We start from the raw sequence: 24,713 nt of genomic DNA on the forward strand, positions 1-24,713 counted from the left end.
GTTTATGGATCCTTGGCGCCAGGCCGAGGATGACGGGTGAAATTCTGAGCGAGAGGCGCCTCAGCGCCCCACGGCGTGCAGCGCCGCGCCGTGATCGCGCAGCCATCGGCGATAGGGCCGGTGGTCGCCGACCAGCCGGTGCACCACCGCCCAATAGGCCGGACTGTGGTCGGCGTGGACCAGATGGGCCACCTCGTGCGCGGCCAGATAGTCGGCCACTTCTGACGGGGCCATGATCACGCGCCATGAATAGCGGATCGAGCGATTATGCGGGCTGCACGAGCCCCAACGCGAACGGGTGTCGACGATCGACACCTTGACCGGCTTCTGGCCCAGCGATTTCAGATGAACCTCGGTGCGGGCCACCAGAAAATCGCGCGCCGCCCGCTTGAACCAGTTCTCGACCCGGCGCGAAAAAGCCTCGCCCTCGCCGCCCGAGCGGATCACCGGCCCGTCCGGCGTCTCGACCAGACGCGCCGCGCCCGCCCCGCCGACGGCCTCCAGCCGCACGGTCCGCCCCAGCCAGGACACCTCGCCACCCGGCTCCAGCGGCGCGCCCGCGACCCGCGCGGCCAGTCGGTCAGCGATCCAGTCCGACTTGGTGCGCGCGAAGGCCACGACCTCGCCCAGCCGCCGCTCGGACGGGGCCACGGCCACGGCTTCGCCGGCGCGGGCGTCGATACGGATCGACAGCCGTCGCGCGCGGGGATTCACCGACAGGCGAAGGGCGCCCCCGCCCTCAAGCGGCAGCCGCTGGCCGTTCCGGTACTGCACTCAGGCTCTCATTCTGGGCGATGAAGTCGCGCACCCGCGGATAGATCTCGTCGCGGAAGCGGCGGCCGTTGAAGACGCCGTAATGGCCCACGCCCGGCTGGACGTAGAGCAGGCGGCGGTCGTCGGGGATGTTGGGCGTCAGGCCGTGCGCGGCCTGGGTCTGACCCACGCCGGAAATGTCGTCCTTCTCGCCCTCGACCGTGGCCAGGCCGATGTCGGTGATGGCCGACAGGTCCACGCGCTTGCCGTCATGTTCCAGCAGGCCGCGCGCCAGCAGATGCTGCTGGAAGACGATGTCGATGGTCTGGAGATAGAATTCCTCGGTCAGGTCCAGCACCGACAGATACTCGTCGTAGAACTGCTCGTGCTTCTCGACACCGTCGCCGTCCCCGCTCACCAGGTCCTCGAAATAGCGGCGATGGGCGTCGAGGTGCTTGTCCTCGTTCATCGACATGAAGCTGTAGAGCTGGACGAAGCCCGGATAGACCCGCCGGCCAAAGCCAGGATAGGGCCACGGGACCGTGTGGATCATGTTCGACTTGAACCAGGCGAAGGGCTTGGCCTCGGCCAGCTGGTTCGTCACCGTCGGCGACAGGCGGGCGTCGATGGGCGAGCCCATGAAGGTCATGGAGGCGGGCCGGTTGGGGTCGTTCTCGGCCGCCATGACGGCGCAGGCCGCCAGCACCGGCGGGCCCGGCTGGCAGACGCCGACGACATGGGCGCGCGGGCCGATGGCCGTCAGCATGGCCCGGACGTGGTCGATGTAGTCGTGGAAGTCGAACCGGCCCTCCAGCACCGGCACCTGACGGGCGTTCTCCCAGTCGGCGACATAGACGTCATGGTCCTGCAGGAAGCCTTCGACCGTGCCGCGCAACAGGGTGGCGTAGTGACCCGACAGGGGGGCGACGATCAGGACGGCAGGCGAAACGCCCGGCTTGCCCGCCCGCTTCAGGTCGCCCGCGTGGCGCGCAAACCGGACCAGTCGGCACCAGGGCGAGGACCAGACGACCTGTTCGGTCGTGCGCACGGCATGGCCGTCGATGTCGATGGTTTCCAGCCCCCAGGCCGGCTTGCCGTAGCGGCGCGTCAGGCTCTCGAACACCTCGGCCGAGGCGTAGGCCGTGCGGCCGATGGCCGTGTCAGAGGCCGGATTGAAGGGCGACGTCCAGAACGACCGCGCCATCTGGGCCCCGATCCGGAACGGCGTCGCCGAATGATAGGCGAGCTCGTGAAATGCGTAGAGCATGAAACCCCGACTGCGACCCCCGCCGATGCGGCAGGGCAGCATAGAACGTTTCGCACTGCAAAAGGAGTTGGGCGCGATCAGCGAAAGGTGATCAGCCCTGCTCCATCTTCCGTTCAATCAGCTTGGCGGTCTTGTCCGGCCCCAGGTCGTGGGCCACGGCGCTGCGGAACTGACCGTCCGGCCCCATCAGATAGACGGTCAGGGAGTGGTTCATCGTATAGCCCTCGCCCTCGCCGACCTTCTGATAGAAGGCGCGATATGCCTTGGCGACCTGGGCCGTCTGCTCGGGCGTGCCGGTCAGGCCGATGACGCCCTTGGGGAAGCCGTCCGACGACAGATAGTCCTTCAGCAGCTTGGGCGTGTCGCGCTCGGGATCGATGCTGACGAAGACGATCTGCAGATCCTTGGCCTTGTCGCCCATCCTTTCCTGCACCGCGTTCAGCACGCCCAGCGTGGTCGGGCAGTAGTCGGGGCAGTAGGTGAAGCCGAAGAAGACCAGGGTCCACTTGCCGTTCAGGATCGACTGATCGACCACCTGTCCGTCCTGATTGGTCAGGGTGAACGGACCGCCGACGGTCGGCTGGCCCGTGCCGGTCTCGGCAGTCTGAGTCGCCTGCTGGCGTCCATTGACGACCACCATGGTGATCAGGCCCAGGGCCAGGGCGATGACCGCGCAGGCGGCGGCGAACAGAATGACGGGACGACGCGGCATCGACTTCTCCTCGGAATCTGGCGACGGGTGTGCAGCCGCCAGCGTCGCGGTCTATAGAAGAGGCGTGAGCAGCACAGAAGCCCCCTCCCTGTCGCAGCCCCCCCATCGCAGCGGGGCCGCCGCCTCCCCGCCGGGTGCCATGGAGGCCCTGCGCGAGCGGCCCCGGCGTGGGCGCGGCCTGTCCCTGCGCACCCTGATCGTGCTGCGCTGGCTGGCCATCGTGGGGCAGAGCTCGGCCATCCTGACCGCCTATTTCGCGCTGCACTTCCCCTTACCCCTGTGGCAATGCCTGACCGCCATCGGGGCCAGCGCCGTCATGAACCTGGCCACCATGGCGCGGGCCCGGCGTATCGACGGCAGTCTGCCGAACGGGCGTCAGACGGCCGCACAGTTGGGCTTCGACATCCTGCAGCTGGCGACCCTGCTGGCCCTGACCGGCGGCCTCGACAACCCGTTCTGCCTGTTGCTAGTGGCGCCGGTGACCATCGCCGCCGCCGCCCTGCCCTCGCGTCAGGCCCTGGCTCTGGGGTTGATGGCTCTGCTGGCGGTCGGCGTCCTCTTCTCCTGGTCCCTGCCCCTGCCGTGGCGGATGCACGAACATCTGGAGCTGCCGGGCCTCTATCGCTTCGGCATGGGACTAGCCCTGGTCACCGGGGTCCTGTTCACCTCGGGCTACGCCTGGAAGGTCGCCGCCGACGCCGAAAAGCTGGAGCTGGCCCTGGCCACCACCCAGGACGTGCTGCAGCGCGAACAGAGACTGGCGGCCCTGGGCGGTCTGGCCGCCGCCGCCGCCCACGAACTGGGCACCCCGCTGGCGACCATTCAGGTGGTGGCCAAGGAACTGCTGCGCGCCTCGCCGCCCGACAGCCCCGTGGCCGAGGACGCCGCCCTGATGCTGCAACAGGCCGAGCGCTGCCGCGACATCCTGAAACAGCTGTCGGCCCAGCCGGAAGAAGGCGACGCCCTCTACGCAGACGTCGATCTGAAGGCCCTGCTGGAAGAGGTGGTCGAGCCGCACCGGGGCTTTGATCTGGACTTCCAGACGGCGATCAAGGCCCCGCCCGGACAGCCGGTCCCGCGCGTGCATCGCCTGCCCGAAGTCATCCACGGCCTGTCCACCCTGATCGAGAACGCCGCCGACTTCGCCAACAGCCGGGTGCGGGTGACCGCCATCGTCGACGCGGGCTGGATCGAGATCGACATCGTCGACGACGGTCCCGGCTTCTCGTCCGAAATCCTGCCCCGCCTCGGCGAGCCCTATGTGACCAGCCGCCCCCAGGCCAAGGCCCGCCGCGCCCTGGCGGCCCAGATCGCCGCCGCTTCGACCCCGACCGCCCCGCGCCGGCACGGCCGCAGGGTCGCGCCCCCGCCCCCGATCACCGCCCCCATCGCCCCCAGCCAGGGCGGCATGGGCCTGGGCTTCTTCATCGCCCGCACCCTGCTGGAGCGCAGCGGCGGCAAGGTTTCGGTCGGCGCCGGCGACGGCGAGAGGGGCCAGCCCAAGGGCGCACGCGTCACCGTCCGCTGGCCGCGACAGGCGCTGGAGGCGGCCGATCCGGCCCTGACGCCGCGCTCAGCGCGTGGAACCTGATGTCGCAGTCGGGAGCTAGAACCTTGACCATGCCTCGCAGGCGCCCGACCTGAGCGTCAGGAGAATCCCATGTCCGAACTCGAAGCCCGTATCGCCACCCTGGCCGACAAGACCCTGCTGCTGCTGGACGACGACCAGGCGCTGCGCACCCGCCTGGGCCGGGCGCTGGAGGCGCGCGGTTTCGAGGTGACCCTGGCCGGTTCGGTGGCCGAGGCCGGCGACGCCCTGCGCGTTTCCGCCCCCGCCTTCGCCGTGCTGGACATGCGGTTGGAGGACGGCAACGGCCTGAAGGTGGTCGAGGCCATCCGCGAACGGCGCGAGGACGCCCGCATCGTCATGCTGACCGGCTACGGCGCCATCGCCACCGCCGTCGCGGCGGTCAAGGCCGGCGCTGTCGACTATCTGCAGAAGCCCGCCGACGCCGACGACGTGGTCAAGGCCCTGCTCTCCAGCGGCGAAGCCCCCGAGCCCCCGGAAAACCCCATGAGCGCCGACCGGGTGCGCTGGGAGCACATCCAGCGCGTCTATGAACTGTGCGACCACAATGTCTCGGAAACGGCGCGCCGCCTGGGCATGCACCGCCGCACGCTGCAACGCATCCTGGCCAAGCGCGCGCCGCGCTAGTTCCCTTCTCCCCTTGAGGGAGAAGGTGGCAGCCCTCGGACTTGTTCCGGGGGCTGACGGATGAGGGGTGTGAGCGCCTCGATCTGAATGTTGAGACGTCGGCGGATCGATTCTTGATGTCGCGCCGACACCCCTCATTCGGCCCTGACGGGCCACCTTCTCCCTCAAGGGGAGAAGGAAACTAGTCCCGCATCGTCCTCAGCGCCCCCAGGCGCGCAAACGCCAGCGTCAGCGCCTTCCTCCGCGCCGGCGCCAGCGGCGTGGCGGGCGCATCGCGGACGACGGCTCCGCCGAAGCCGTCGGCGACGATCAGCCCCGGCGCGTCGGGCAGGACAGCTTGCGGAAACTCCGGCGCGACGGCGAAGTAGAAGGCGTCGCAGAAGGGCCCGTATTCATGCCATTTGCGGTCGACGCGATAATCGTCGACGCCCGACTTCACCTCGCAGATGACGATATCGCCCTTGGGTCCCAGGGCCATGACGTCGGCGCGGCGGCCATTGGGCAGGCCGACTTCCAACAACGGCGCATAGCCCAGGTCCAGCATCAGCCGCGCCGCCCCGCGCGTGACCGACAGGGTGGTGTCGGGACGGCTGAAGACCAGTTCGAGATGAAGGGCGGAGGCGGCCATGTCGCCCTTTATGTTCCGCCTATGTTCCTATCGCAAGCGCTGCCGGTTGGTGCGCCACTGGTCGCGCGTCTGGCCCCACAGGTTGAGCGGCGTCTCGTGGAACGGTGGCGGCGCCCGCCCCGGCCCCCGGTTCGTCGAGCCCAGGCGCTCAGCCACCTTTTCCGACGCCCGGTTGGCCGGGTCGATGCAGTGGATCACGTCGGCCCAGTCCAGCACCTCGAAGGCGTAGTCCATAGTCGCGGCGGCGGCCTCGACCGCATAGCCCTTGCCGGTCGCGTCGCGATGCAGGCTCCAGCCCACCTCCCGGCCCGGCCAGTCATAGGGATGCAACGGACCGATGCGGCCCATCCATTTTCCCGTGGCCTTTTCGATCACCGAGAACATGCCTTCGCCCTGCAGGGCCCACATGCCCGCGACCGAGGCCATGGTCCGCCAGACCTCGTGCTTCGACTTCACCCCGCCGATGAAGCGGGTCGTGTCCGGATCGCTCTGGAACTCGGCCCAGCGCGGGAAATCCTCCAGCGTCGGCGGGCGCAGGTAAAGCCGTTCGGTCTCCAGCGTCGGACCCAGCGGAGAGGAAAAGTCGGTCACAGCAGATACTCCCGCTCAAGGCTGTAGACGCTGCCATCGCCGGTCAGGACGCTGGAATAGAGGCCGAAACGGTCGATGCGGATCGGCGGTGAGTTCAACAGGTTGTGCCCGGCGATCCAGGCCCCGATCCGGTCCGGATTGGCCTGCGGCTTCAGATAGGCCAGGGTCACATGCGGCCGGTATTCGCGCCGTTCGGGCGGCACGCCCGCGCGCTCGCCCGCCGACCGACAGCGCCCCGCCAGCACATTCAGCGGCTCGCTGGGCTCCAACCCCGCCCACAGCGTATGGGTGCGGTGGGCGTCGCCAAAGGCCCCGACGCCCTTCAGCGTGATCTCGAACGCCCCGCCGCCCTCGGCCCGGCTCAGTTCGGAGGCCAGATCGTCGGCCTTCCGCTCGTCCGCGTCGCCATAGAAGGCCAGCGTCACATGCAGAGCGTCCAGCGGCCGCCAGCGGGCGCCCGGCAGGCCGGATTGCCGGCGCTGAAGCGCCTCGGCGACGTCCTCGGGAATGGAGATGGCGGTGAACAGGCGGGGCATGCGACCCTTGGTAGCGGGCGGAACGCCCCTTCGGAAGACGGGTTTTCCTTGCATGGCGGCCCATCCGTCCCGATATTTCCAGTCAAGGTCGGCGCTTGCCGTCCAAACGGGAGAAAATCTTCGCGATGAGCGACTTCAACAACGGTTATGCGCGCCCGCTTCCGCAGTCGGCGGACATGTCCGTGGACGCCGGTCTGCGCGCCTTCATGCTGGGCGTTTACAACAAGCTCGCCCTCGGCCTCGTGGTCGCCGGCGCGCTGGCCTATCTCACCGGCAACTACGCCCCGGTGCAGCAACTTCTCTACACCCAGGCCGCTGACGGCCGCATCGGCCTGACGATGCTGGGCATGATCGTCCAGTTCTCGCCCCTGGTCATGCTGTTCGGCTCCATGTTCTTCATGAAGAACCCGACGGCCAAGGGCGTGAACATGCTCTACTGGGCCGTGGTCGCCACCATCGGCGCCGGTCTGGGCGTGCTGTTCCTACGCTATACCCACGGTTCGCTGGCCTCGACCTTCTTCGTCACCGCGGCGGCCTTCGCCGGTCTCAGCCTGGTCGGCTACACCACCAAGAAGAACCTGACCGGCATGGGCAGCTTCCTGATCATGGGCGTGATCGGCCTGGTCATCGCCTCGGTCGTCAACATCTTCATGCAGTCGGGCGTGATGTATTTGATCATCTCGGGTATGGGCGTGCTGATCTTCTCGGGTCTGATCGCCTATGACACCCAGCGCCTGAAAATGACCTACTACGCCCTCGGCGGCGACAAGAACGCGATGGGCGTGGCCACCGGCTTCGGCGCCCTGAGCCTGTTCATCAACTTCGTGAACCTGTTCCAATTCCTGCTGGCCTTCATGGGCAACCGGAACTAGGCCTCAAGTAGCCCGAAGGGCGATAGGCCACTAAAAATGAAGGCCCCGGCAGCGATGTCGGGGCCTTTTCTTTTGTCGTCATCCCGGCCGAGCCGCAGGCGAAGAGCCGGGACCGCCCAAGGCGCCGACCTCTGCGTGTGTAGCGGTCCCGGATAGCGGCGACGCCGCTTCCGGGATGACGATGAGAGATGCCTATTCCACCACCGTGAACTTGCGGCTGTCGAAGACCCGCAGCACCTGGGCCAGGTCGCGGCCGCGTTTCAGCACATGGCCGCCTTCGCCGATCACGGCCCACTGTCCCTGTTTCAGGCGCAAGGCCGGGCGTTTCTCGATGCGGTAAAGCGGCGCGTCGCCCGAGCGGCGGAAGACGGCGAATTCGGCTACTTCCTTGTGGCCGATCATGGCGTAGTCGCGCCATTCCCCCGCGGCGACCATCCGGCCATAGACCCGCAGCACCAGCCCCAGCTCCTGCCGGTCGAAGAAGACCGGGCCCGGCTGCGACGCGTCTGAACTGTGCGGATCAAGGCTCATCGCCTCTCAACTTAGGCGGCTGCGCGCCGAACGCCAGCGGGACCGCGACTTGTCACCCGCTCCCCACGCGTCCAAAAGACGGATCAAGTTCTAGATACGGAGACGACCCATGGCGACGAACGAAGGCTGGGATATGCCGACCGGCGAACTCATGAAGGGCAAGAAGGGCCTGATCATGGGGGTCGCGAACTCCAGTTCCATCGCCTGGGGCATCGCCTCGCAGCTGGCCGCCCAGGGCGCCGAGTTGGCCTTCACCTACCTCGGCGAAAGCCTGGAGCGTCGCGTGCGCCCGCTGGCCGAAAGCGTCGGCGCCAAGCTGCTGATCCAGGCCGACGTCACCGACGACGCCTCGATGGACAAGGCGTTCGAGGAGCTGGAAAAAGAGTTCGGCACGATCGACTTCGTCGTCCACGCCATCGCCTTCGCCAACAAGGACGAGCTGAAAGGCTCCTTCGTCGACAACACCACGCGCGACAGCTTCCTGCTGGCCATGAACATCTCGGCCTTCAGCTTCGTCGACGTGGCCAAGCGCTCGGCTAGGCTGATGCCCAACGGCGGTTCGATGATCACCCTGACCTATCTGGGGTCGGAGCGAGTCATCCCCAACTACAACACCATGGGCGTGGCCAAGGCCGCGCTCGAAGCCGCGACCCGTTACATCGCGCGCGATCTGGGTCCCAAGGGCATCCGCGTCAACGCCATCTCGGCGGGCGCCATGCGCACCCTGTCGCTGGCCGGCATCTCGGGCGGGCGTGGCCTGCACTCCAAGAGCGCCCAGTTCTCGCTGATCAAGGAAGAGACCTCGATGGAAGGCGTCGCCGGCGCCGCCCTGTGGCTGTGCTCGGACCTGGGCCGCTCGACCACGGGCGAAGTCGTCCACGTCGACGCCGGCTTCCACGCCGTCGGCCTGCCGGACGACATGGAAGGCTGAACCCCTCAGGGTTCGGAACGAGATCAGGGCCGCCGGGAAACCGGCGGCCCTTTTTGCTTTCAGGGCGCCGTCGCCCGGCCTAGCTTCGCCGCATGAGTTCGTCGCGCCTCCCCCCGCCCGCCAGCTTCTCCGCCGCCGCCGTGGCGACCGTCATCGGTTTCGGCGGCACCGTGGCCCTGGTGGTGCAGGCGGGGCAGACGCTGGGCGCCTCGCCGCCGCAGATCATCTCCATGGTCACGGCGCTCTGCCTCGGCATCGGCCTGCCGGGCGCGGCGCTCAGTTGGCGGCTGAAGATGCCGGTGGTCCTGGCCTGGTCGACGCCGGGCGCGGCTTTGCTGGCCGCCTCCACGCTCGGACTGGGCTGGAACACCGCCGTCGGCGCCTTCGTTCTCGCCGGGCTGCTGATGGTGCTGACGGGGTTGATCCCGGCCCTGGGACGGCTGGCCGAGCGGATTCCCGCAGCGATCGCCTCGGCCATGCTGGCCGGGGTGCTGCTGCCCTTCTGTCTGAAGCTGTTCCTCGTCTTTCCGACCGACATGGCCCTGGCGGGAGGGCTGCTGGCGGTCTTCATGATCCTGCGCCGCGTCGCCGCCGCCTGGGCCCTGCCTGCGGTTCTGGTCGCGGCCTTTGCGGTTCTGACCCTGCGCGGTCAGGTCGGCCTGCCCGCCGGGACCGGCCTGTTCGGCGCGCTGTCGCCAGTCACGCCCGCCTTCGACTGGAAGGCGGCCGTCAGCCTGGCCCTGCCGCTCTATCTGGTGACGCTGGCGTCGCAGAACCTGCCCGGTCTGGTGGTGCTGCGGGCCGCCGGATACGCCCCGCCCGCCGGAAAGCTGATCTTCTGGGGCGGGCTGACCAGCACCCTGCTGGCCCCCTTCGGCGCGCACGGCGTCAATCTGGCGGCCATCGTCGCCGCCATCTGCACCGGACCGGAAGCCCATCCGGATCCGAACCGGCGCTGGACCGTCGGCGTCATTTACGGCCTGATCTATCTGGTCGTGGCCCTGTTCGCCGCACCGCTGGCGGGCCTGTTCATCGCCATGCCGACCGGGGCGCTGGCGGTCATCACCGGCCTGGCCCTGATCGCGCCCCTGACCGGGTCCCTGACCGGCATGATGAACGTTGCGGAGGACCGCGAAGCGGCGGTGTTGACCTTCGCCGCCACGGCCTCGGGCGTGGCCCTGTTCGGGGTCGGATCGGCCTTCTGGGGGCTGGCGGTCGGCTTCATCGCCCTGGCCGCGCGCCGCTGGATCCATCCCCGCCGCGCCTGAGCATCACGTCACTGTGAGAGAACAGCGGCTTCCCACGCCACAGCCGATTGTGAGAGCGTCCCCCCGGCCGATGGACGGCCAGATAGAGAGACGACGATGTCCCACAAGTTCGAAATCTATCAGGACAAGGCCGGCGAGTTCCGAGTCCGGTTCAAGTACAATGCCGAGATCATCTTCTCGACCGAGGGCTACTCCGACAAGTCGGGCGCCAAGCGTGCGATCGACTCCATCAAGAAGCACGTCGGCGACGCCCCCACCGAAGAAGTCTGAGTACACCTAAGCTTCACGGGGGCGCGGACGCCGCGTCCCCGCCATCTGTCTTATGGCCGCGCCGGGATGTTCAGACCCCGCTGCACTGCGGGTCGCGTCAGGCCGCGCTTCAGCCAGGCGGCGACGTGCGGGAAGTCGTTGAAGCCGACCAGATCGCCCGCCTCGTAGAAGCCGATCAGGTTGCGCACCCAACCCAGGCTGGCGATGTCGGCGATGGTGTAGTCCTCGCCCATGATCCAGTCGCGAGGCGCACCCCCTTCATTGGCAAGTCGGCCTTCCAGCACCCCCAGCAGACGCCTCGACTCGGCGACGTAACGGTCGCGCGGGCGCTTGTCCTCGAACGCGCGCCCGGCGAACTTGTGAAAGAAACCGAGTTGGCCGAACATCGGGCCGATAGCGGACATCTGGAAGAAGACCCACTGCAGGGTCTCGTAGCGCGCGGCCGGATCGGCGGGCAGGAAGCGTCCCGTCTTTTCCGCCAGATAGACCAGGATGGCGCCGGATTCGAACAGGGCCAGCGGCTTTCCGCCTGGGCCGTCGGGGTCGAGGATGGCGGGGATCTTGCCGTTGGGGTTCAGCGACAGATACTCGGGCGTCCAGGTCTCGTTCTGGCCGATGTCCACCAGATGCGGCTCATAGGCCAGACCCAGCTCCTCCAGCAGGATGGAGACCTTCACCCCGTTCGGCGTCGGCAAGGAATAGAGCTGCAGCCGGTCGGGATGCTGGGCCGGATACTGGCGGGTGATCGGAAAAGCGGACAGGTCGGCCATGGGGCGCTCCGAAAGCGGGGTTGAACACCCCATGTCGGAAGCCGAGCCGTCCGCCGCAATAGTCACCGTAACGGTGGCGGTCGATCAGGCCTCGTCGCGCTCGTCCACCTCGGTCGGGCGCACGATGCGCAGCCAGCCGTCAGCGACGTGCAGGTCCGGCGCCGCCTCGCGCGTGAAGGGCAGATACCACGTCGGTCCGCCTTCCTTCGGGGCGATCTCCAGCATGTCCGAGGCACCGAAATTCTGCACCGACTTGACCGTGCCGACCGCCGCGTCGTCGAGGTCGCGGGCTTCCAGCCCGACCAGATCGGTCAGGTAGAACTCGTCTTCCTCGGGCTCCGGCAGGCGGTCGCGCGGCACGAACAGCTTCTGGCCGCGCGCGGCGTCGGCCTGCTCCTTGGTGGCGATCTCCTTGACCTTGGCCACCACGCCCGCCCTGTCCGGTCGCGCCGAAAGCAGGGTCAGGGCTGGCGTGCCGTCGGCCTTCAGCAGAGGCTGATAGTCCATCAGGGTCATGGGCTCGGCGGTGAAGGCGGTGATGCGCACCTCGCCCTTCACGCCGAAGGCGCCGCCGACCTGGCCGACGAGGATCAGTTTCGGATCAGACATGAGCACTCCTCATAAACGTCACCCCGGAATCGCAAAGCGATATCCGGGGCCGCGGTAGGCTCGACAATATTGACCTGCAGCGCATCCGGCGGTCCCGGATACCGCCGTGCGGCGGTTCCGGGATGACGCTCGAAAGGCTTAGGCCTGTTCTTCGGTCGCTTCAGCGGCCGGAGCTTCTTCAGCAACGACTTCAGCGGCGACTTCTTCGGCAGCAGCTTCAACCGGAGCTTCTTCGACAGCCGGAGCGTTCTTGGCGGCTTCGGCGGCGGCGGCGGCTTCTTCCTTGGCGCGGGCGGCGGCTTCGGCAGCCTCGACCTTGGCGGCGGCTTCAGCTTCCAGACGGTCGGCTTCGCGCTGGGCGCGCTCGGCGGCGCGTTCCTGGGCCTTCTTGCCCGGAGCGCCCTTGTTCGGGTTGTTCGACTGGGTCCAGGCGACCTTGCCGACCAGGGCTTCGTCTTGCGATTGGCTGATGAAGCGCGCGACGCGGTCGGTCGGCTGGGCGCCCTTGGCGAGCCATTCCGAGATGCGGTCGGCCTTCAGGACGATGCGCGGGGTGGCGCTGTCCTTGGGCAGCATCGGGTTGTAGCTGCCGACGCGCTCGATGAACTTGCCGTCGCGAGGTGCGTGCGAGTCAGCAACGACGATGTAGTAGTAGGGGCGCTTCTTGGCGCCGCCGCGGGCCAGACGAATCTTCAGCATTTTCAGTCTCTTTCTAGAAAATCGAAATCAGTTCTTTTTCGGGAAGCCCGGCAGACCCGGAAGGCCTCCCGGAAGTTGTCCGCCGCCCAGACCCGCAAGGCGGTCCTGAATGGCTTTCATTTCGTCGGCGCTGGCTTCCGGCATCTTGCCGCCGCCCAGAGCCTTGAGGCGGGCCATGTCGGCGCCGCCCCCGCCCATGCCTGACATGCCGGGCATTCCGCCCATCATGGAGGCCATCTTCTGCAGGTTCTTGCCGCCGCCCTTGGACAGCGACTTGACCATGTCGGCCATCTGCCGGTGCTGTTTCAGCAGGCGGTTGATGTCCTGGACCTCGACGCCGGCGCCGGCGGCGACGCGCTTCTTGCGGCTGGCGTTCAGCAGGTCGGGCTTCTTGCGCTCGGCCTTGGTCATGGAGCTGATGATGGCTTCCTGACGGGCGATCATCTTGTCGTTGACGTTGCTCTCGGCCATCTGGGCCTTCAGCTTGGACACCCCGGGCAGCATGCCCATGATGCCCTGAAGTCCGCCCATCTTCTTCATCTGCTGCAACTGGGCGGCCAGATCGTCCAGATCGAACTGCCCCTTGGCCAGCTTGCGGGCCATCTTCTCGGCCTTGGCCTGGTCCAGCTCGCCCGCAGCCTTTTCGACCAGGGCGACGATATCGCCCTGACCCAGGATGCGGCCGGCGACGCGGCGGGCGTCGAAGACGTCGAGGGCGTCGACCTTTTCACCGGCGCCCAGATACTTGATCGGCAGGCCGGTGACGGCGCGCATCGACAGCATGGCGCCGCCGCGGCCGTCGCCGTCGGCGCGGGTCAGCACCAGGCCGGTCAGCGGCAGGCGCTCGTGGAAGGCGGCCGCGGTGCGGACCGCGTCCTGACCCGTCAGGCTGTCGGCGACCAACAGGGTCTCGACCGGGTTGGCGACGCGGGCGACCTCGGCCACCTCGGCCATCAGGGCTTCGTCGAGGGTGATGCGGCCGGCGGTGTCGAGGATCAGGACGTCGAAGCCCTGAAGTTTTGCGGATTGCAACGCGCGCTTGGCGATCTCGACCGCCGACTGGCCCGCCACGATGGGCAGGGTCGCGACCTCGATCTGCTGACCCAGGGTCGCCAGCTGCTCCATGGCCGCCGGACGACGCGTGTCCAGCGAGGCCATCATGACCTTCTTTTTGTCGAACTTGGTCAGCCGCAGCGCCAGCTTGGCCGAGGTCGTGGTCTTGCCCGAGCCCTGCAGGCCGGCCATCAGGATCACGGCCGGCGGCGTGGCGTTGATGTTGATCGGGGTCGGCTCTTCGCCGCCCAGCATCTCGACCAGACCGTCATAAACGATCTTGACCACCTGATCGGCCGGCTTGACCGAACGGATGACGTCTTCGCCCGTCGCCTGCACCTTGGCGCGGCTGATGAAGTCCTTGACCACCGGCAGGGCGACGTCGGCCTCGAGCAGGGCGACGCGGACTTCGCGCAGCGCTTCCTCGACATCCTTTTCGGACAGGGCGCCGCGGCCGGTGATCCGGTCGAAGACGCCTGTCAGTCGCTCGTTCAGAGCCTCGAACATTCAAAACCTTTCATGCGCGAACCCTGACCTCCATAGAGAAACGGCCTCTGGCGACGATCACGTCGGCAGAGGGTCCTCGCCGGGCTCGTCCGCCTTGTGGCGGGGTCGTACCGGAGGAGGCGCAGGTTCAATTGCGCCGGAAGTGGCGGCTTATGCCTCATCAACAAGCCAGAGTCGACATTTTGTTGGGGGCGCTCCCAACTTCGTCCGACAACCACACAAAGGGTTTCAGCGTTGGGCATGGGACTGGCTCGTTCGCATTCCGCTGATACGGTTCTGCTTCCAGCCTCCCCGCTGAAGGACAATGCGATGATCCAGGCCGCCGACGATGCCCCGCGCGAAGAGGTCCGCCTGCTGGGCGCCCTGCTCGGCGAGGTGATCCGCGACGAGGGGGGCCAGGCGCTCTACGATCGGATCGAGGCGGTGCGTCAGGCCTCGGTGGCCTATCACCGCGACTCCGCCTCGCACGACGCGTCCAAGCTGGAAGCCCTGCTGAAGGACCTGTCGCTGGATCAGGCCGTCGGCCTGGTCCACGGCTTCGCCGCCTTCTCTCTTCTGGCCAATGTCGCCGAGGACCGGGCAGGCAAACGCCGCGCCCGGGAACAGGCCGAGGCCGGCGAGCGGGCCGACACGCCCGAGGGCGCACTGAAGCGGTTGGAGGCGGCGGGGGTGGATCGGGCGGCGGTGCGCGGCCTGTTGTCGGACGCGCTGATCTCGCCGGTCCTGACCGCCCACCCGTCGGAGGTCCGGCGCAAGAGCGTGATCGACCGCATCACCGCCGTCGGCGCCCTGCTGGACGGCTGCGACCGCGACGGGATCGCCTGTTCGCCCACGGCGCTGAAGGCGGCTCTGCGCCGCCAGATCGTCATCCTGTGGGCCACGCGGCTGACCCGCGCCTCCGGCCTGGTGGTGCAGGACGAGATCAACACCGTGACGGACTGGCTGCAGCGCATCTTCCTGCACGTCGCCCCGGCGCACCTGGCCGAGTGGCGCAAGCTGCTGGACGCGCCCGACCTGCCGCCCTTCCTGCGCATCGGCACCTGGGTCGGCGGCGACCGAGACGGCAACCCCAATGTCGACGCCGCCGTGATGAGCGCCGCCTTCCGCACCCAGTCACGCGCCGTCCTGCGTTTCTATCTGGACGAGGTGAACGCGCTCGGCGAGGAGCTGAGCCTGTCGGCCGACCTGACCACCGTCACCCCCGAACTGGCGGCTCTGGTCGGCACCTCCGGCGACGCCTCGATCCAGCGGGCGGACGAGCCCTATCGCCGGGCGCTCAGCCAGATTTACGCCCGACTGTCGGCGACCCATCTGGCCCTGACCGGCGGCCCCGCCCCCCTGCCCGCCCAGTTCGACGCCGCCCCCTATGACGACGGCCCCGACGCCTTCCGCGCCGACCTGACCGTGCTGCACGACAGCCTGGTGCGCACCCACGGCGCCGTCTTCGCCGACGACCGGCTGGCGCGTCTGATCACGGCCGCCGACGTCTTCGGCTTCCACATGGCGACCCTGGACCTGCGCCAGAACTCGGACGTGCACGAGCGCGTCGTCGCCGACCTGATGAAGGTCGCGGGCGCCTGTGATGACTACGCCGCCCTGGACGAGGAGGGCCGCTTGGCCCTGCTGGCGCGCGAACTGGCCGGGCCGCGCCCGCTGTTCTCGCCCTATGCCGACTATGCGCCCGAGACCCTGAAGGAACGCGCCATCCTGCAGGCGGCGGCGCAGGCGCTCGCCGCCTTCGGCCCTCAGGCCATTCGCACCCACATCGTGTCCAAGACCGACGCCGCCTCGGACATGCTGGAGGTCTATCTGCTGCTCAAGGAGGTCGGCCTCTACGACCCCGCCGATCCCGCTGCCTGCCCCATCCAGGCCGCGCCCCTGTTCGAGACCATCGACGACCTGCGCGCCTCGCAGCCAACGCTAAAGCGAGTGCTGGCCGAGCCTTCGGCCCGCGCCGTCGCCGTCGCGCGCGGGGTGCAGGAGGTCATGATCGGCTACTCCGACAGCAACAAGGACGGCTCCTACCTGACCTCGGGCTGGGAACTGCACGAGGCCTCGCGCGTCCTCTTGGACGTGACCCGCGCGGCGGGCGTGCGGCTCCAGTTGTTCCACGGTCGCGGCGGCGCCGTCGGGCGCGGCGGCGGCTCCAGCTTCTCGGCGGTTCTGGGCCAGCCGGCGGGGACGGTGGCGGGCCGCATCCGCGTCACCGAACAGGGCGAGGTCATCGCCAACAAGTACGGCGAGCCTGAGGTGGCGCAGAGGAACCTCGACGCCCTGACCTGCGGCACCCTGCTGGCCTCCTTGGGGCCGCAGACCGACGGCGGCTACAGCGCCGAGCACGGCGCCATGGCGGCGCGCCTGTCCGCGGCCTCGATGAAGGCCTATCGCGCCCTGGTCTATGAGACGCCGGGCTTCGTCGACTATTTCCGCGCCGCCACCCCCATCGCCGAGATCGCCGACCTGAAGATCGGCTCGCGCCCGGCCAGCCGCACCGCCTCCCCCGCCATCGAGGACCTGCGCGCCATTCCCTGGGTGTTCAGCTGGTCGCAGTCGCGGGTCATGCTGCCCGGCTGGTACGGCTTCGGCTCGGCGGTTCAGGGCGAGAACCCGGACGAACTGCGCGACATGGCCGCCGCCTGGCCCTTCTTCCGCACCGTGGTTCAGAACATGGAGATGGTGATGGCCAAGGCCGACATGGCCATCGCCCTGCGCTACTCCAAGCTGGTCCCCGACGCGGCGCTGGCCGAGCGCATCTACGGCGCCATTCGCGCGGAGTGGGACCGCACCAAGGGCGCCGTCCTGTCGATCACCGGCCACGACGACCTCTTGGGCGGCCAGCCCGAACTGGACCGGCTGATTCGCCAGCGCATGCCCTATGTCGAGCCGCTGAACCACGTGCAGATCGAGCTGATCCGCCGGAGACGGGCCGGCGACGACGACCCCCGCGTGAGGAACGGCATCCTGCTGGCCATCAACGGCGTGGCGGCGGGCCTCAGGAACAGCGGCTGATCACAGCCACCTGGTCCGCTTGAAGGTGATGTAGAGGCCGATGCATACGGCGGCGATGAAGGCCATCGTCGCCGGATAGCCATAGACCCAGCGCAACTCCGGCATGTGCTCGAAATTCATGCCGTAGATGCCCGCCACCGCCGTGGGCGTGGCCAGGATGGCGGCCCAGGCGGCCAGCTTGCGGGTGATCACCCCCTGGCGCTGCTGCTCCAGCAGGTTGGACACCTCGAACACCGACGACAGGATGTCGCGCAGCGACGCCGCCCGACTGGAGACCCGCCGCACATGGTCGGCCACGTCGCGGAAATAGGGGCGGACCTCGCGGTCGATGCAGGGCAGGTCCAGCGACTGCAGCTTGTTCGCCACCTCTTCCATGGGACCGAGGACGCGGCTGAATTTCAGCAGTTCGCGGCGCAGCTGGAACAGGCGCTTGATGTCGGCGCGCGACAGGAAGCTGTCCAGCGCCTGCTGCTCCATCTCCAGGACGCTGTCCTCGATGTCGTCGACGATAGGCACATAGCCGTCGACAATGAAGTCCAGCACCCCGTGCAGGATGAAATCGGCGCCGTGTTTCAACTGGAGCGGCGAGGCCTCCAGCTGGGTGCGCAGCAGGGTATGGGCGCGGGCCGAACCGTGGCGGATGGTGATGACGTAGCGCGGCCCGACGAAGACGTGCGTCTCGCCGTACAGGATGGCGTCGTCCGCCGCCTGGGCCGTACGGGCGACGACGAAGAGCTCGTCGCCATAGACCTCGATCTTGGGCATCTGGTGCGCCGTCAGCGCGTCTTCGACCGCCAGCGGATGCAGATGAAAGCGCCGCACCAGCCCCTCGAACTCCTCGTCCGTCGGTTCGTAGAGGCCGATCCACAGGTACTCGCCCGGCTTGAGCCGCAACCCCTCGTCGGTCAGCGGCGCCTCGCGAACGCGCTTGCCGTCCTTGTAAACGTAGGAGGCGACGACCGACATCCGAACCTCATCAACGGATCAACGGCCAAGGCTTACGCCACCTCGACCGGAAACAGAATGGGTTTGCGGTCCCGGAGGCTCAGGGACGCCATGCCTTTCCAGCCGTCATTCCGGGGCGCGAAGCGAACCAGGACCCCAGGCGTCTGTCATTTCCGCCGCGCCGGCGTCTGGGCCGACGCCTGGGCCCCGGATCGTCCCTTCGGGCCGTCCGGGGTGACGGCGGAGTTGGGGCGACGAAGACGGCCAAAGAAAAAGGCCCGGCGGATCGCTCCACCGGGCCTTCTCGCAGCGAACGCCAACGGGCCTCAAGTAGGCCGAAGGCCGGTAGGCCCCCTTAAGATGTGGGGAACCCGCGCACCTTCAGCAGGGCCGCCACGTCCGGGTTGCGGCCGCGGAACTGGCGATAGGCCTCGCCGCGATCCGTCGTGTTGCCCGGGGCCAGCATGATCGACTTGAAGCGGCCGGCGATGTCCGGATTGAAGACATCGCCCGACTCCTCGAAGTAGGCCCAGGTGTCGGCGTCCATCGTCTCCGACCACAGGTAGGAGTAGTAGCCGGCCGAGTAGGCGTCCGAGGTGAACAGGTGGTTGAACTGCGGCAGGCGGTGCCGCATCACCATCTCCTTGGGCATGCCGATCCGGGCCAGCGAAGCCTTCTCGAAGGCGTCGATGTCGGTCGGCGGCGTGGCCTGGGTGTGCAGGTCCATGTCGACGATGGCCGAGGACAGGTAGCTGACCGTGGCGTAGCCCTGGTTGAAGGTCGAGGAGGCCTCGATCTTGTCCACCAGCGCCTGCGGCATCGGCTGGCCGGTTTCGACGTGCTTCATGTAGCCGTCGAGGATCGGGCGGCTCAGCACCCAGTGCTCATGCACCTGCGACGGATATTCCACGAAGTCGCGCGGCGTGTTGCCGAACGACGGATAGGTCACGTTCGAGCTGAAGTAGTGCAGGGCGTGGCCGAACTCGTGGAACAGGGTCTCGGCGTCGTCGAGCGAGATCAGCAGGGGCTGGCCGTCCTCGGCCTTGACGAAGTTGTTGTTGTTCGAGGCCAGGATCGGCTTGGCGCCGGTCAGGGTCGAGAACGACCGATAGGTGGTCATCCAGGCGCCCGAGCGCTTGCCCGGACGGGCGAAGTCGTCGGCGTAGTAGAGGCCGATCAACTTGCCGCTGGCCTTGTCGGTGACCTCATAGGTGGTCACGTCGGGCTCGAAGGTCGAGACCGTGCCCTTGGGCAGCGGCTTGAAGACGAAGCCGTACAGGCGCTCGGCCATGTAGAAGGAGGCCGCGCGCACCGCGTGCAGTTCGAAGTAGGGCTTCAGCTCGTTCTGGTCGAGGTCGTACTTGGCCTTGCGGACCTTCTCGGCGAAGTAGAGGTAGTCCCAGGGCTCGATGTCGTAACCAGCGATCGCCTTCATGTCGGCGACCTCTTCGGCCACGCGCGCCTTGGCCGGGGCCCAGACGCGCATCATCAGCTCGGATGCGGCGGCCGGGGTCTTGGCCATGGTGTCCTGCATCCGCCATTGGGCGTGGTTGGCGAAGCCCAGCAGCTTGGCGCGCTGCTGACGCAGGGCGACGATCTGGGCGATCGTAGCCTTGGTGTCGTTGGCGTCGCCGTTGTCGCCGCGCTTGACGAACTTCTTCCACACCTGCTCGCGCAGGGCGCGGTCGTCGGCGAAGGTCAGGAAGGGATCGACGCTGGAGCGGGTGTTGACGATGGCCCAGCCCTGGACGTTGCGGGTGCGAGCGGCGGAGGCGGCGGCGGCCTTGTTCGAGGCAGGCAGGCCCTTCAGGCCGGCTTCGTTGGTGATGACGGTCCAGGTGTTCTCGTCAGCCACCACCTTCTGACCGAAGCCGGTGAAGGCGTTCGACAGGGCGGTGTTGATGCGGCCCAGTTCGGCCTTGCCGGCGGCGTCCAGGGCGGCGCCGTTGCGGATGAAGGCGTCGCGGCTGCGCTCGGCCAGACGCGTCTGCTGGGCGTTCAGGCCGTTGGTGTCCGCGCCGTCGGCCACGGCCTTGATGCGGGCGAACAGCTTCTCGTTGAAGGTGATCTCGTCGCTGGCCGCCGACAGGATCGGCGACAGTTCCGTTTGCAGCGCCTGCCATTGCGGGCCGCCGACGTTGGACGTCATGACGCTGAACACGCTCATGGCGCGATCCAGCGGTTCGCCAGCCAGTTCCCTCGCGACCAGGGTGTTGGCGAAGGTCGGCGCGTCGGGGTTGTTCGCGATCGCGGCCACGTCGGCGCGCCGCAGGTCGATGCCTTCCAGGATGGCTTCGCGCATCTTGGCCACGGTCACCTTGTCCCAGGGCGGCACGCCCTCATAGGGGCCGGTCCAGGGCTGCAGCAGCTCGGCGCGCGGCGCGGTCGCCGGCAGGACGGCGCGGGCGATGCGCGCTTCGTCGGCGGTCGAGAGGGCGGCGGCCGACGGGGTCATTGCGGTCTCCTTGGCGCCGGCGGAGGCGCAGCCCGTGAGGGCGAAGAGGCTCGCGCCCCCGACGAGAAGATGGCGTCTGTGCATCCGGTTCTCCCAACCATTGAGCAGTGTCGCGCGGCCCTAAGGCGGACGTGGTCGGGCCGTCACATGGCGTCGATGTAGCCCTAACTATTGGACGACGGAACCCCGCAGGTCTAAAGGCCGCATCATGGCGATAGGCGTTTTCGACTCCGGCGTGGGGGGCCTTACGGTCCACCGCGAACTCACGACCCGCTTTCCGACGCGGGACTTCATCTATCTGGGCGACCAGGCCCACGCCCCCTATGGCGGGCGCGGCGGCGAGGACATCGTCGACCTGACGCGCGCGGGCTGCGAACGGCTGTTCGAGGCGGGGGCCTCGGTCGTCGTCCTGGCCTGCAACACCGCCTCGGCCATCGCCCTGCGTCGCCTGCAGCAGACCTGGATCCCGGGGATGCGCGAAGCGCTGGGCCGTCCGGTCAATGTCCTGGGCATCATCGTCCCGACCATCGAGGCGGCCACCGGCCTGCCCTGGTCCTATGAGGCCGAGCGCAACGGCCGGCAGGAAGGCCAGAAGAAGCAGGCGATCGACGTCACCGGCGTCTTCTGCACCGCCGCCACAGCCATGAGCCGCGTCTATGAGATCGAGATCGACAAGCGGCGCGAAGACCTGGCCGTCTTCACCGAACCCTGCCCCGGCCTGGCCGGCCTGATCGAACTGGGCGCTCCGGCCGAGGAGCTGAAGGTGGTGGTCGACGACCACGTCGACGCCCTGCGTCGCCGCATCGGCCGTCACCCGGACAAGGCCATTCTGGGCTGCACCCACTATGAGATCGTCGCCGACATGTTCGCCGCCGCCCTGCCCGCGGGGGTCCAGGTCATCAGCCAGCCGACCGCCGTGGCCGACTCGCTGGAACGCTATTTCGAGCGCCACCCCGAATACGATCTGGGAGCCTCGGGTCGCCGCGACTTCCTGACCACCGGCGCGCCCGGCCCGCAGTCGGACCTGATCGCCCAGTTCTGGGGCGCGCCCCTGACCTTCACCGCCGCCTGAGGCGGGGGCGCGCCCCCCATACCCCGCCGTCATCCACGGGCTTGACCCGAAGATCGGGCGTGACTGCGAGCGCGACGACTGAAGTCTGCGCGCCGGTCGCGGGTCATCCTGCGCCGAGGCGGAGCCGACGGCTCGATCCTCGGGTCAAGCTCCGAGGATGACGGCCAGTGGGGGAGGGTGACGGCAGGCCCCGAAGGCCTGGCCGATTGCACCGTGCGCCGAAAAAAACAGTGCAATTAGTGCAATGGGAACGGGGTGGGTTTCGCCCGCATCCTGCGCCGAACCGGCCGAAGCCTCCTTGCGAACGCCAAACTTTGTCAAAGACCAGGGCGCATCATAGGGGCGCGCTGAACCTCGGCGCGTTCAAGACGGATTTCGCCGCGCAATGGCCGTCGCGGCTAGGTTCGGGGCGTCGGTGAAAAGAATATGGCTCGCGTCTGGACGAGGCTCTCACACGGCGAAGCGCCGCAAAAGCGAAGCGCCAGCCCCACCGCCGTCATCCTCGGGCTTGACCCGAGGATCGGGCGTTCAGCGCGCGCCTCGACGGAAGGCGGGCCGCCGGTCGTGGGTCATGGGTCATGGGTCATGGGTCATGGGTCATGGGTCATGGGTCATCCTGCGCAAGCGCCGGAGCGCCGGCTAGATCCTCGGGTCAAGCCCGAGGATGACGGCATTAGGGGCAGGGCGGTCTATTCCGACGACCGCGCCCCAGAGCGGCGTTGGCCGAAGGTCGGGGCCCGCTCCTTCTGCTGCGCCCAGTAGGTCGGGCCGTCGTCGGGCTTGAACATGGTGCGCGGCACGCCGTTGCGGTCCACCACCGCGAAGGTGTTGGTCGAGGCCTGGTAGTAGAGGGTGTCGCCGTTCGGGCGCTTGACCGTCTCGGTCCCGCGCGGCGCCTTGTCGGTGAAGGCGCGCACCTTGGTCAGATAGTCGTCCGCCGACTTGGCCCCGAAGGCCGCCCCGTTGCGCTCATACAGGCGCTGAACCTTGGCGTCGGCGGTTTCGCGCCGATTGGCGGTGACCGGCGGCTTGGCTTTGGCCGCGACCTCGACCGCCTCCCCTTCCGGCGCCGACGCCGAGATCAGGGCGACGGGTTCGGCCGCCGCCCGTTCACGCGTCTCGACCGCCGAGCCGCCGCTGTCGCATCCCGCCACAACCAGAGCCGTCAAAGCGGCCGCAATCATTTGAACTCGCATGGGTCACCCTCCCTGAAAAACCCGCCGAACACAGTTAGGCATAGAAGGCTTGTTCTGGCAATGTTCCGGAGACGCTTGATCGCCCGGACTCGGGCTTTGTCTCGACGCCGTCATGCGGCCCCGCTAGAGATTCCCCCATGACCGCATCCTCGCTTTCCGGCCGCAAGGTTCTGCTGATCGTCGGCGGCGGCATCGCCGCCTACAAGGCGCTGGAGCTGACGCGCCTGCTCAAGAAGGCCGGGGCCGAGGTGATGAGCCTGCTGACCAAGGCCGGGGCCGAGTTCGTCACCCCCATGTCGCTGGCGGCCCTGACCGGCCATCCGGTGCGCCAGGACCTGTTCATGCCCGAGGACGAGACGGCCATGGGCCATATCGAGCTGTCGCGCTGGGCCGATCTGGTGGTGGTGGCGCCGGCGACGGCGGGCCTGATCGCCAAGGCCGCCAACGGGATGGCCGACGACCTGGCCTCGACCACGCTGCTGGCCACCGACAAGAAGGTGCTGCTGGCCCCGGCGATGAACGTGCGCATGTGGCTGCACCCGGCGGTTCAGGCCAATGTCGCGCGGCTGAAGAGCTTCGACGGCTTCCACGGCGTGGCCGTGGTCGGTCCCGACGACGGCGAAATGGCCTGCGGCGAATTCGGCCCCGGCCGGATGGCCGAGCCGCCCGTCATACTGAACGAGATCGTCCGCCTGCTGGCCGGCCCTGATGGTCGCCCCCTGACCGGCAGGACCGCCGTGGTCACCGCCGGTCCGACGTTCGAACCCATCGACCCGGTGCGCGGCCTGACCAACCGCTCCAGCGGCAAGCAGGGCTACGCCGTGGCCGCCGCCCTGGCCGAACTGGGCGCCGAGGTGACCCTGATTTCCGGCCCCGTGGCGCTGGACGCCCCCGTCGGTGTCGCGCGCGTCTGGGTCGAGGCCGCGACCGAGATGAAGGCCGCCGTCGAACAGGCGCTCCCCGCCGACATCGCCGTGATGAGCGCCGCCGTCGCCGACTGGCGCGTGGACGGCATCGCCTCGGGCAAGATCAAGAAGAAGCCGGGCGGCCCGCCGTCGCTGACCCTGATCGAGAACCCCGACATTCTGGCCGGCGTCTCCGCTCCCGGCCCCAGGCGGCCGAAACTGGTGGTCGGCTTCGCCGCCGAGACCAGCGACCTGGAAGCCAACGCCCGCGCCAAGCTGTCGAGGAAGGGCTGCGACTGGATCGTCGGCAACGACGTGTCCGACGACGTCTTCGGCTCGGACGGCAACGCCGTGACCCTGTTCACCCGCGACGGCGCCGAACCCTGGCCGCGTCAGTCCAAGACCGAGGTGGCGAGAAAGCTCGCCCAGCGCATCGCCGATCATTTCAAGGCCTGAGAGACTTCCATGACCACTGTCCGCGTCGAACGCCTGCCCCACGCCCAGGGCCTGGCCCTGCCCGCCTATGAGACAACGGGATCGGCGGGGATGGACCTGCGCGCGGCCCTGCCCGACCTGGCGCCCGTGACGTTGGAGCCCGGCCAGCGGGCGTTGATTCCCACCGGCCTGAAGATCGCGCTGGAGCCCGGCTATGAGGCCCAGGTGCGGCCCCGCTCGGGTCTGGCGCTGAAGCACGGCGTCACCTGCCTGAACTCCCCCGGCACGATCGACAGCGACTATCGCGGCGAGGTCGGCGTCATCCTGATCAACCACGGCCAGACGGCGTTCGAGATCCAGCGCGGCGAACGCATCGCCCAGCTTGTGATCGCTCCGTACGCCCAGGCCGTCATGGCCGAGGTTGAGGCCCTGGATGAGACCGCGCGCGGCGCTGGCGGCTTCGGCTCGACGGGGCGCTAGGCCC

At 68.3% G+C, this 24,713-nt stretch carries 24 protein-coding genes; 10 read left to right on the plus strand and 14 right to left on the minus strand.

Annotated elements, in window-relative coordinates; genetic code table 11:
• Positions 1–60: 60 nt before the first annotated feature.
• The 3 genes from AB4Y68_RS08365 to AB4Y68_RS08375 all read right to left on the minus strand — a co-directional run bounded on the left by AB4Y68_RS08365 (position 61) and on the right by AB4Y68_RS08375 (position 2,732).
• Entirely contained in the window at positions 61–774 is a 714-nt protein-coding gene (locus AB4Y68_RS08365; protein WP_441455065.1) for a M48 family metallopeptidase, read from the minus strand.
• Positions 740–2,020, minus strand: a complete 1,281-nt coding sequence (locus tag AB4Y68_RS08370) for a polyhydroxyalkanoate depolymerase (protein ID WP_441455066.1) — start codon at positions 2,018–2,020, stop codon at positions 740–742. The genes AB4Y68_RS08365 and AB4Y68_RS08370 overlap by 35 nt, the downstream gene beginning before the upstream one ends.
• A 91-nt stretch (positions 2,021–2,111) precedes the next feature.
• Entirely contained in the window at positions 2,112–2,732 is a 621-nt protein-coding gene (locus AB4Y68_RS08375; protein ID WP_441455067.1) for an SCO family protein, read from the minus strand.
• Between the two features lie 64 nt (positions 2,733–2,796).
• On the opposite strand from AB4Y68_RS08375, the gene AB4Y68_RS08380 reads away from it, so the two are divergent.
• Together AB4Y68_RS08380 and AB4Y68_RS08385 are read left to right on the plus strand one after the other, a co-directional pair.
• The gene (locus AB4Y68_RS08380; RefSeq protein WP_441455068.1) at positions 2,797–4,323 is read left to right on the plus strand and encodes an ActS/PrrB/RegB family redox-sensitive histidine kinase; all 1,527 of its coding nucleotides are present in this window, start codon (positions 2,797–2,799) and stop codon (positions 4,321–4,323) included.
• A 69-nt stretch (positions 4,324–4,392) separates the two neighbouring features.
• Positions 4,393–4,947, plus strand: a complete 555-nt coding sequence (locus tag AB4Y68_RS08385) for an ActR/PrrA/RegA family redox response regulator transcription factor (RefSeq protein ID WP_441455069.1) — start codon at positions 4,393–4,395, stop codon at positions 4,945–4,947.
• 181 nt (positions 4,948–5,128) lie between these two features.
• On the opposite strand, the gene mmcB is transcribed toward AB4Y68_RS08385, so the two are convergent.
• From mmcB to thpR, 3 genes are read right to left on the minus strand one after another with little or no spacing between them, the layout of a single operon-like run.
• Positions 5,129–5,575 (minus strand): DNA repair putative endonuclease MmcB, encoded by a 447-nt coding sequence (gene mmcB, locus AB4Y68_RS08390; protein WP_441455070.1) that lies wholly within the window; start codon positions 5,573–5,575, stop codon positions 5,129–5,131.
• 27 nt (positions 5,576–5,602) lie between these two features.
• On the minus strand, positions 5,603–6,166 hold the full coding sequence (locus AB4Y68_RS08395) for a GNAT family N-acetyltransferase (RefSeq protein WP_441455072.1): 564 nt from the start codon (positions 6,164–6,166) through the stop codon (positions 5,603–5,605).
• The gene (gene thpR, locus AB4Y68_RS08400; protein WP_441455074.1) at positions 6,163–6,702 is read right to left on the minus strand and encodes an RNA 2',3'-cyclic phosphodiesterase; all 540 of its coding nucleotides are present in this window, start codon (positions 6,700–6,702) and stop codon (positions 6,163–6,165) included. Before thpR ends, AB4Y68_RS08395 begins: the two co-directional genes overlap by 4 nt.
• 125 nt (positions 6,703–6,827) lie before the next feature.
• On the opposite strand from thpR, the gene AB4Y68_RS08405 reads away from it, so the two are divergent.
• Positions 6,828–7,574: a Bax inhibitor-1/YccA family protein gene (locus AB4Y68_RS08405; protein WP_441455075.1), complete on the plus strand. Its 747-nt coding sequence runs from the start codon at positions 6,828–6,830 to the stop codon at positions 7,572–7,574.
• Positions 7,575–7,766: 192 nt separating this feature from the next.
• Here the strand turns inward: AB4Y68_RS08405 and AB4Y68_RS08410 are convergent, their stop codons facing one another.
• Positions 7,767–8,105 (minus strand): DUF2794 domain-containing protein, encoded by a 339-nt coding sequence (locus AB4Y68_RS08410; protein ID WP_313102981.1) that lies wholly within the window; start codon positions 8,103–8,105, stop codon positions 7,767–7,769.
• A 133-nt stretch (positions 8,106–8,238) separates the two neighbouring features.
• On the opposite strand from AB4Y68_RS08410, the gene AB4Y68_RS08415 reads away from it, so the two are divergent.
• The 3 genes from AB4Y68_RS08415 (at position 8,239) to AB4Y68_RS08425 (ending at position 10,574) form a co-directional block, all read left to right on the plus strand.
• On the plus strand, positions 8,239–9,036 hold the full coding sequence (locus tag AB4Y68_RS08415) for an enoyl-ACP reductase FabI (protein WP_441455290.1): 798 nt from the start codon (positions 8,239–8,241) through the stop codon (positions 9,034–9,036).
• Between the two features lie 92 nt (positions 9,037–9,128).
• A complete protein-coding gene (locus AB4Y68_RS08420; protein ID WP_441455077.1) occupies positions 9,129–10,304 on the plus strand; it encodes a benzoate/H(+) symporter BenE family transporter in 1,176 nt (391 codons plus the stop codon).
• Between the two features lie 96 nt (positions 10,305–10,400).
• Positions 10,401–10,574: a YegP family protein gene (locus AB4Y68_RS08425; protein WP_441455078.1), complete on the plus strand. Its 174-nt coding sequence runs from the start codon at positions 10,401–10,403 to the stop codon at positions 10,572–10,574.
• 50 nt (positions 10,575–10,624) lie between these two features.
• Here the strand turns inward: AB4Y68_RS08425 and AB4Y68_RS08430 are convergent, their stop codons facing one another.
• From AB4Y68_RS08430 to ffh, 4 genes are all read right to left on the minus strand, one after another.
• Positions 10,625–11,344, minus strand: coding sequence for a glutathione S-transferase N-terminal domain-containing protein (locus tag AB4Y68_RS08430; RefSeq protein ID WP_441455079.1), 720 nt, complete (start codon positions 11,342–11,344; stop codon positions 10,625–10,627).
• Between the two features lie 84 nt (positions 11,345–11,428).
• Positions 11,429–11,953 (minus strand): ribosome maturation factor RimM, encoded by a 525-nt coding sequence (gene rimM, locus AB4Y68_RS08435; RefSeq protein WP_441455080.1) that lies wholly within the window; start codon positions 11,951–11,953, stop codon positions 11,429–11,431.
• A gap of 138 nt (positions 11,954–12,091) precedes the next feature.
• Positions 12,092–12,652, minus strand: coding sequence for a 30S ribosomal protein S16 (rpsP, locus tag AB4Y68_RS08440; RefSeq protein WP_441455081.1), 561 nt, complete (start codon positions 12,650–12,652; stop codon positions 12,092–12,094).
• 27 nt (positions 12,653–12,679) lie between these two features.
• Positions 12,680–14,212 carry a signal recognition particle protein gene (ffh, locus tag AB4Y68_RS08445; protein ID WP_441455082.1) on the minus strand — a complete coding sequence of 511 codons (1,533 nt, stop codon included), beginning with the start codon at positions 14,210–14,212 and terminating at the stop codon, positions 12,680–12,682.
• Between the two features lie 309 nt (positions 14,213–14,521).
• On the opposite strand from ffh, the gene ppc reads away from it, so the two are divergent.
• Positions 14,522–17,221: a phosphoenolpyruvate carboxylase gene (ppc, locus tag AB4Y68_RS08450; RefSeq protein ID WP_441455083.1), complete on the plus strand. Its 2,700-nt coding sequence runs from the start codon at positions 14,522–14,524 to the stop codon at positions 17,219–17,221.
• Here ppc and corA read toward each other — a convergent pair whose 3' ends face one another.
• Positions 17,222–18,187 (minus strand): magnesium/cobalt transporter CorA, encoded by a 966-nt coding sequence (gene corA, locus AB4Y68_RS08455; RefSeq protein WP_441455084.1) that lies wholly within the window; start codon positions 18,185–18,187, stop codon positions 17,222–17,224.
• A gap of 334 nt (positions 18,188–18,521) precedes the next feature.
• Complete coding sequence (locus tag AB4Y68_RS08460) at positions 18,522–20,621, minus strand: M3 family metallopeptidase (protein ID WP_441455085.1); 2,100 nt, start codon at positions 20,619–20,621, stop codon at positions 18,522–18,524.
• Between the two features lie 208 nt (positions 20,622–20,829).
• Between AB4Y68_RS08460 and AB4Y68_RS08465 the strand changes: the two genes are divergently transcribed.
• The gene (locus AB4Y68_RS08465; protein ID WP_441455086.1) at positions 20,830–21,693 is read left to right on the plus strand and encodes a glutamate racemase; all 864 of its coding nucleotides are present in this window, start codon (positions 20,830–20,832) and stop codon (positions 21,691–21,693) included.
• A gap of 689 nt (positions 21,694–22,382) precedes the next feature.
• On the opposite strand, the gene AB4Y68_RS08470 is transcribed toward AB4Y68_RS08465, so the two are convergent.
• On the minus strand, positions 22,383–22,889 hold the full coding sequence (locus AB4Y68_RS08470) for an S-type pyocin family protein (protein ID WP_441455087.1): 507 nt from the start codon (positions 22,887–22,889) through the stop codon (positions 22,383–22,385).
• A gap of 137 nt (positions 22,890–23,026) precedes the next feature.
• Between AB4Y68_RS08470 and coaBC the strand changes: the two genes are divergently transcribed.
• Both coaBC and dut read left to right on the plus strand, forming a co-directional pair.
• The gene (gene coaBC, locus AB4Y68_RS08475) at positions 23,027–24,250 is read left to right on the plus strand and encodes a bifunctional phosphopantothenoylcysteine decarboxylase/phosphopantothenate--cysteine ligase CoaBC (protein WP_441455088.1); all 1,224 of its coding nucleotides are present in this window, start codon (positions 23,027–23,029) and stop codon (positions 24,248–24,250) included.
• 9 nt (positions 24,251–24,259) lie between these two features.
• Positions 24,260–24,709, plus strand: a complete 450-nt coding sequence (gene dut / locus AB4Y68_RS08480) for a dUTP diphosphatase (RefSeq protein ID WP_441455089.1) — start codon at positions 24,260–24,262, stop codon at positions 24,707–24,709.
• The last annotated feature ends 4 nt before the right edge of the window (positions 24,710–24,713 follow it).

Origin of the sequence: Brevundimonas sp. 2YAF1, from assembly GCF_052114745.1 — a bacterium.
Taxonomy (GTDB): Bacteria; Pseudomonadota; Alphaproteobacteria; order Caulobacterales; family Caulobacteraceae; genus Brevundimonas.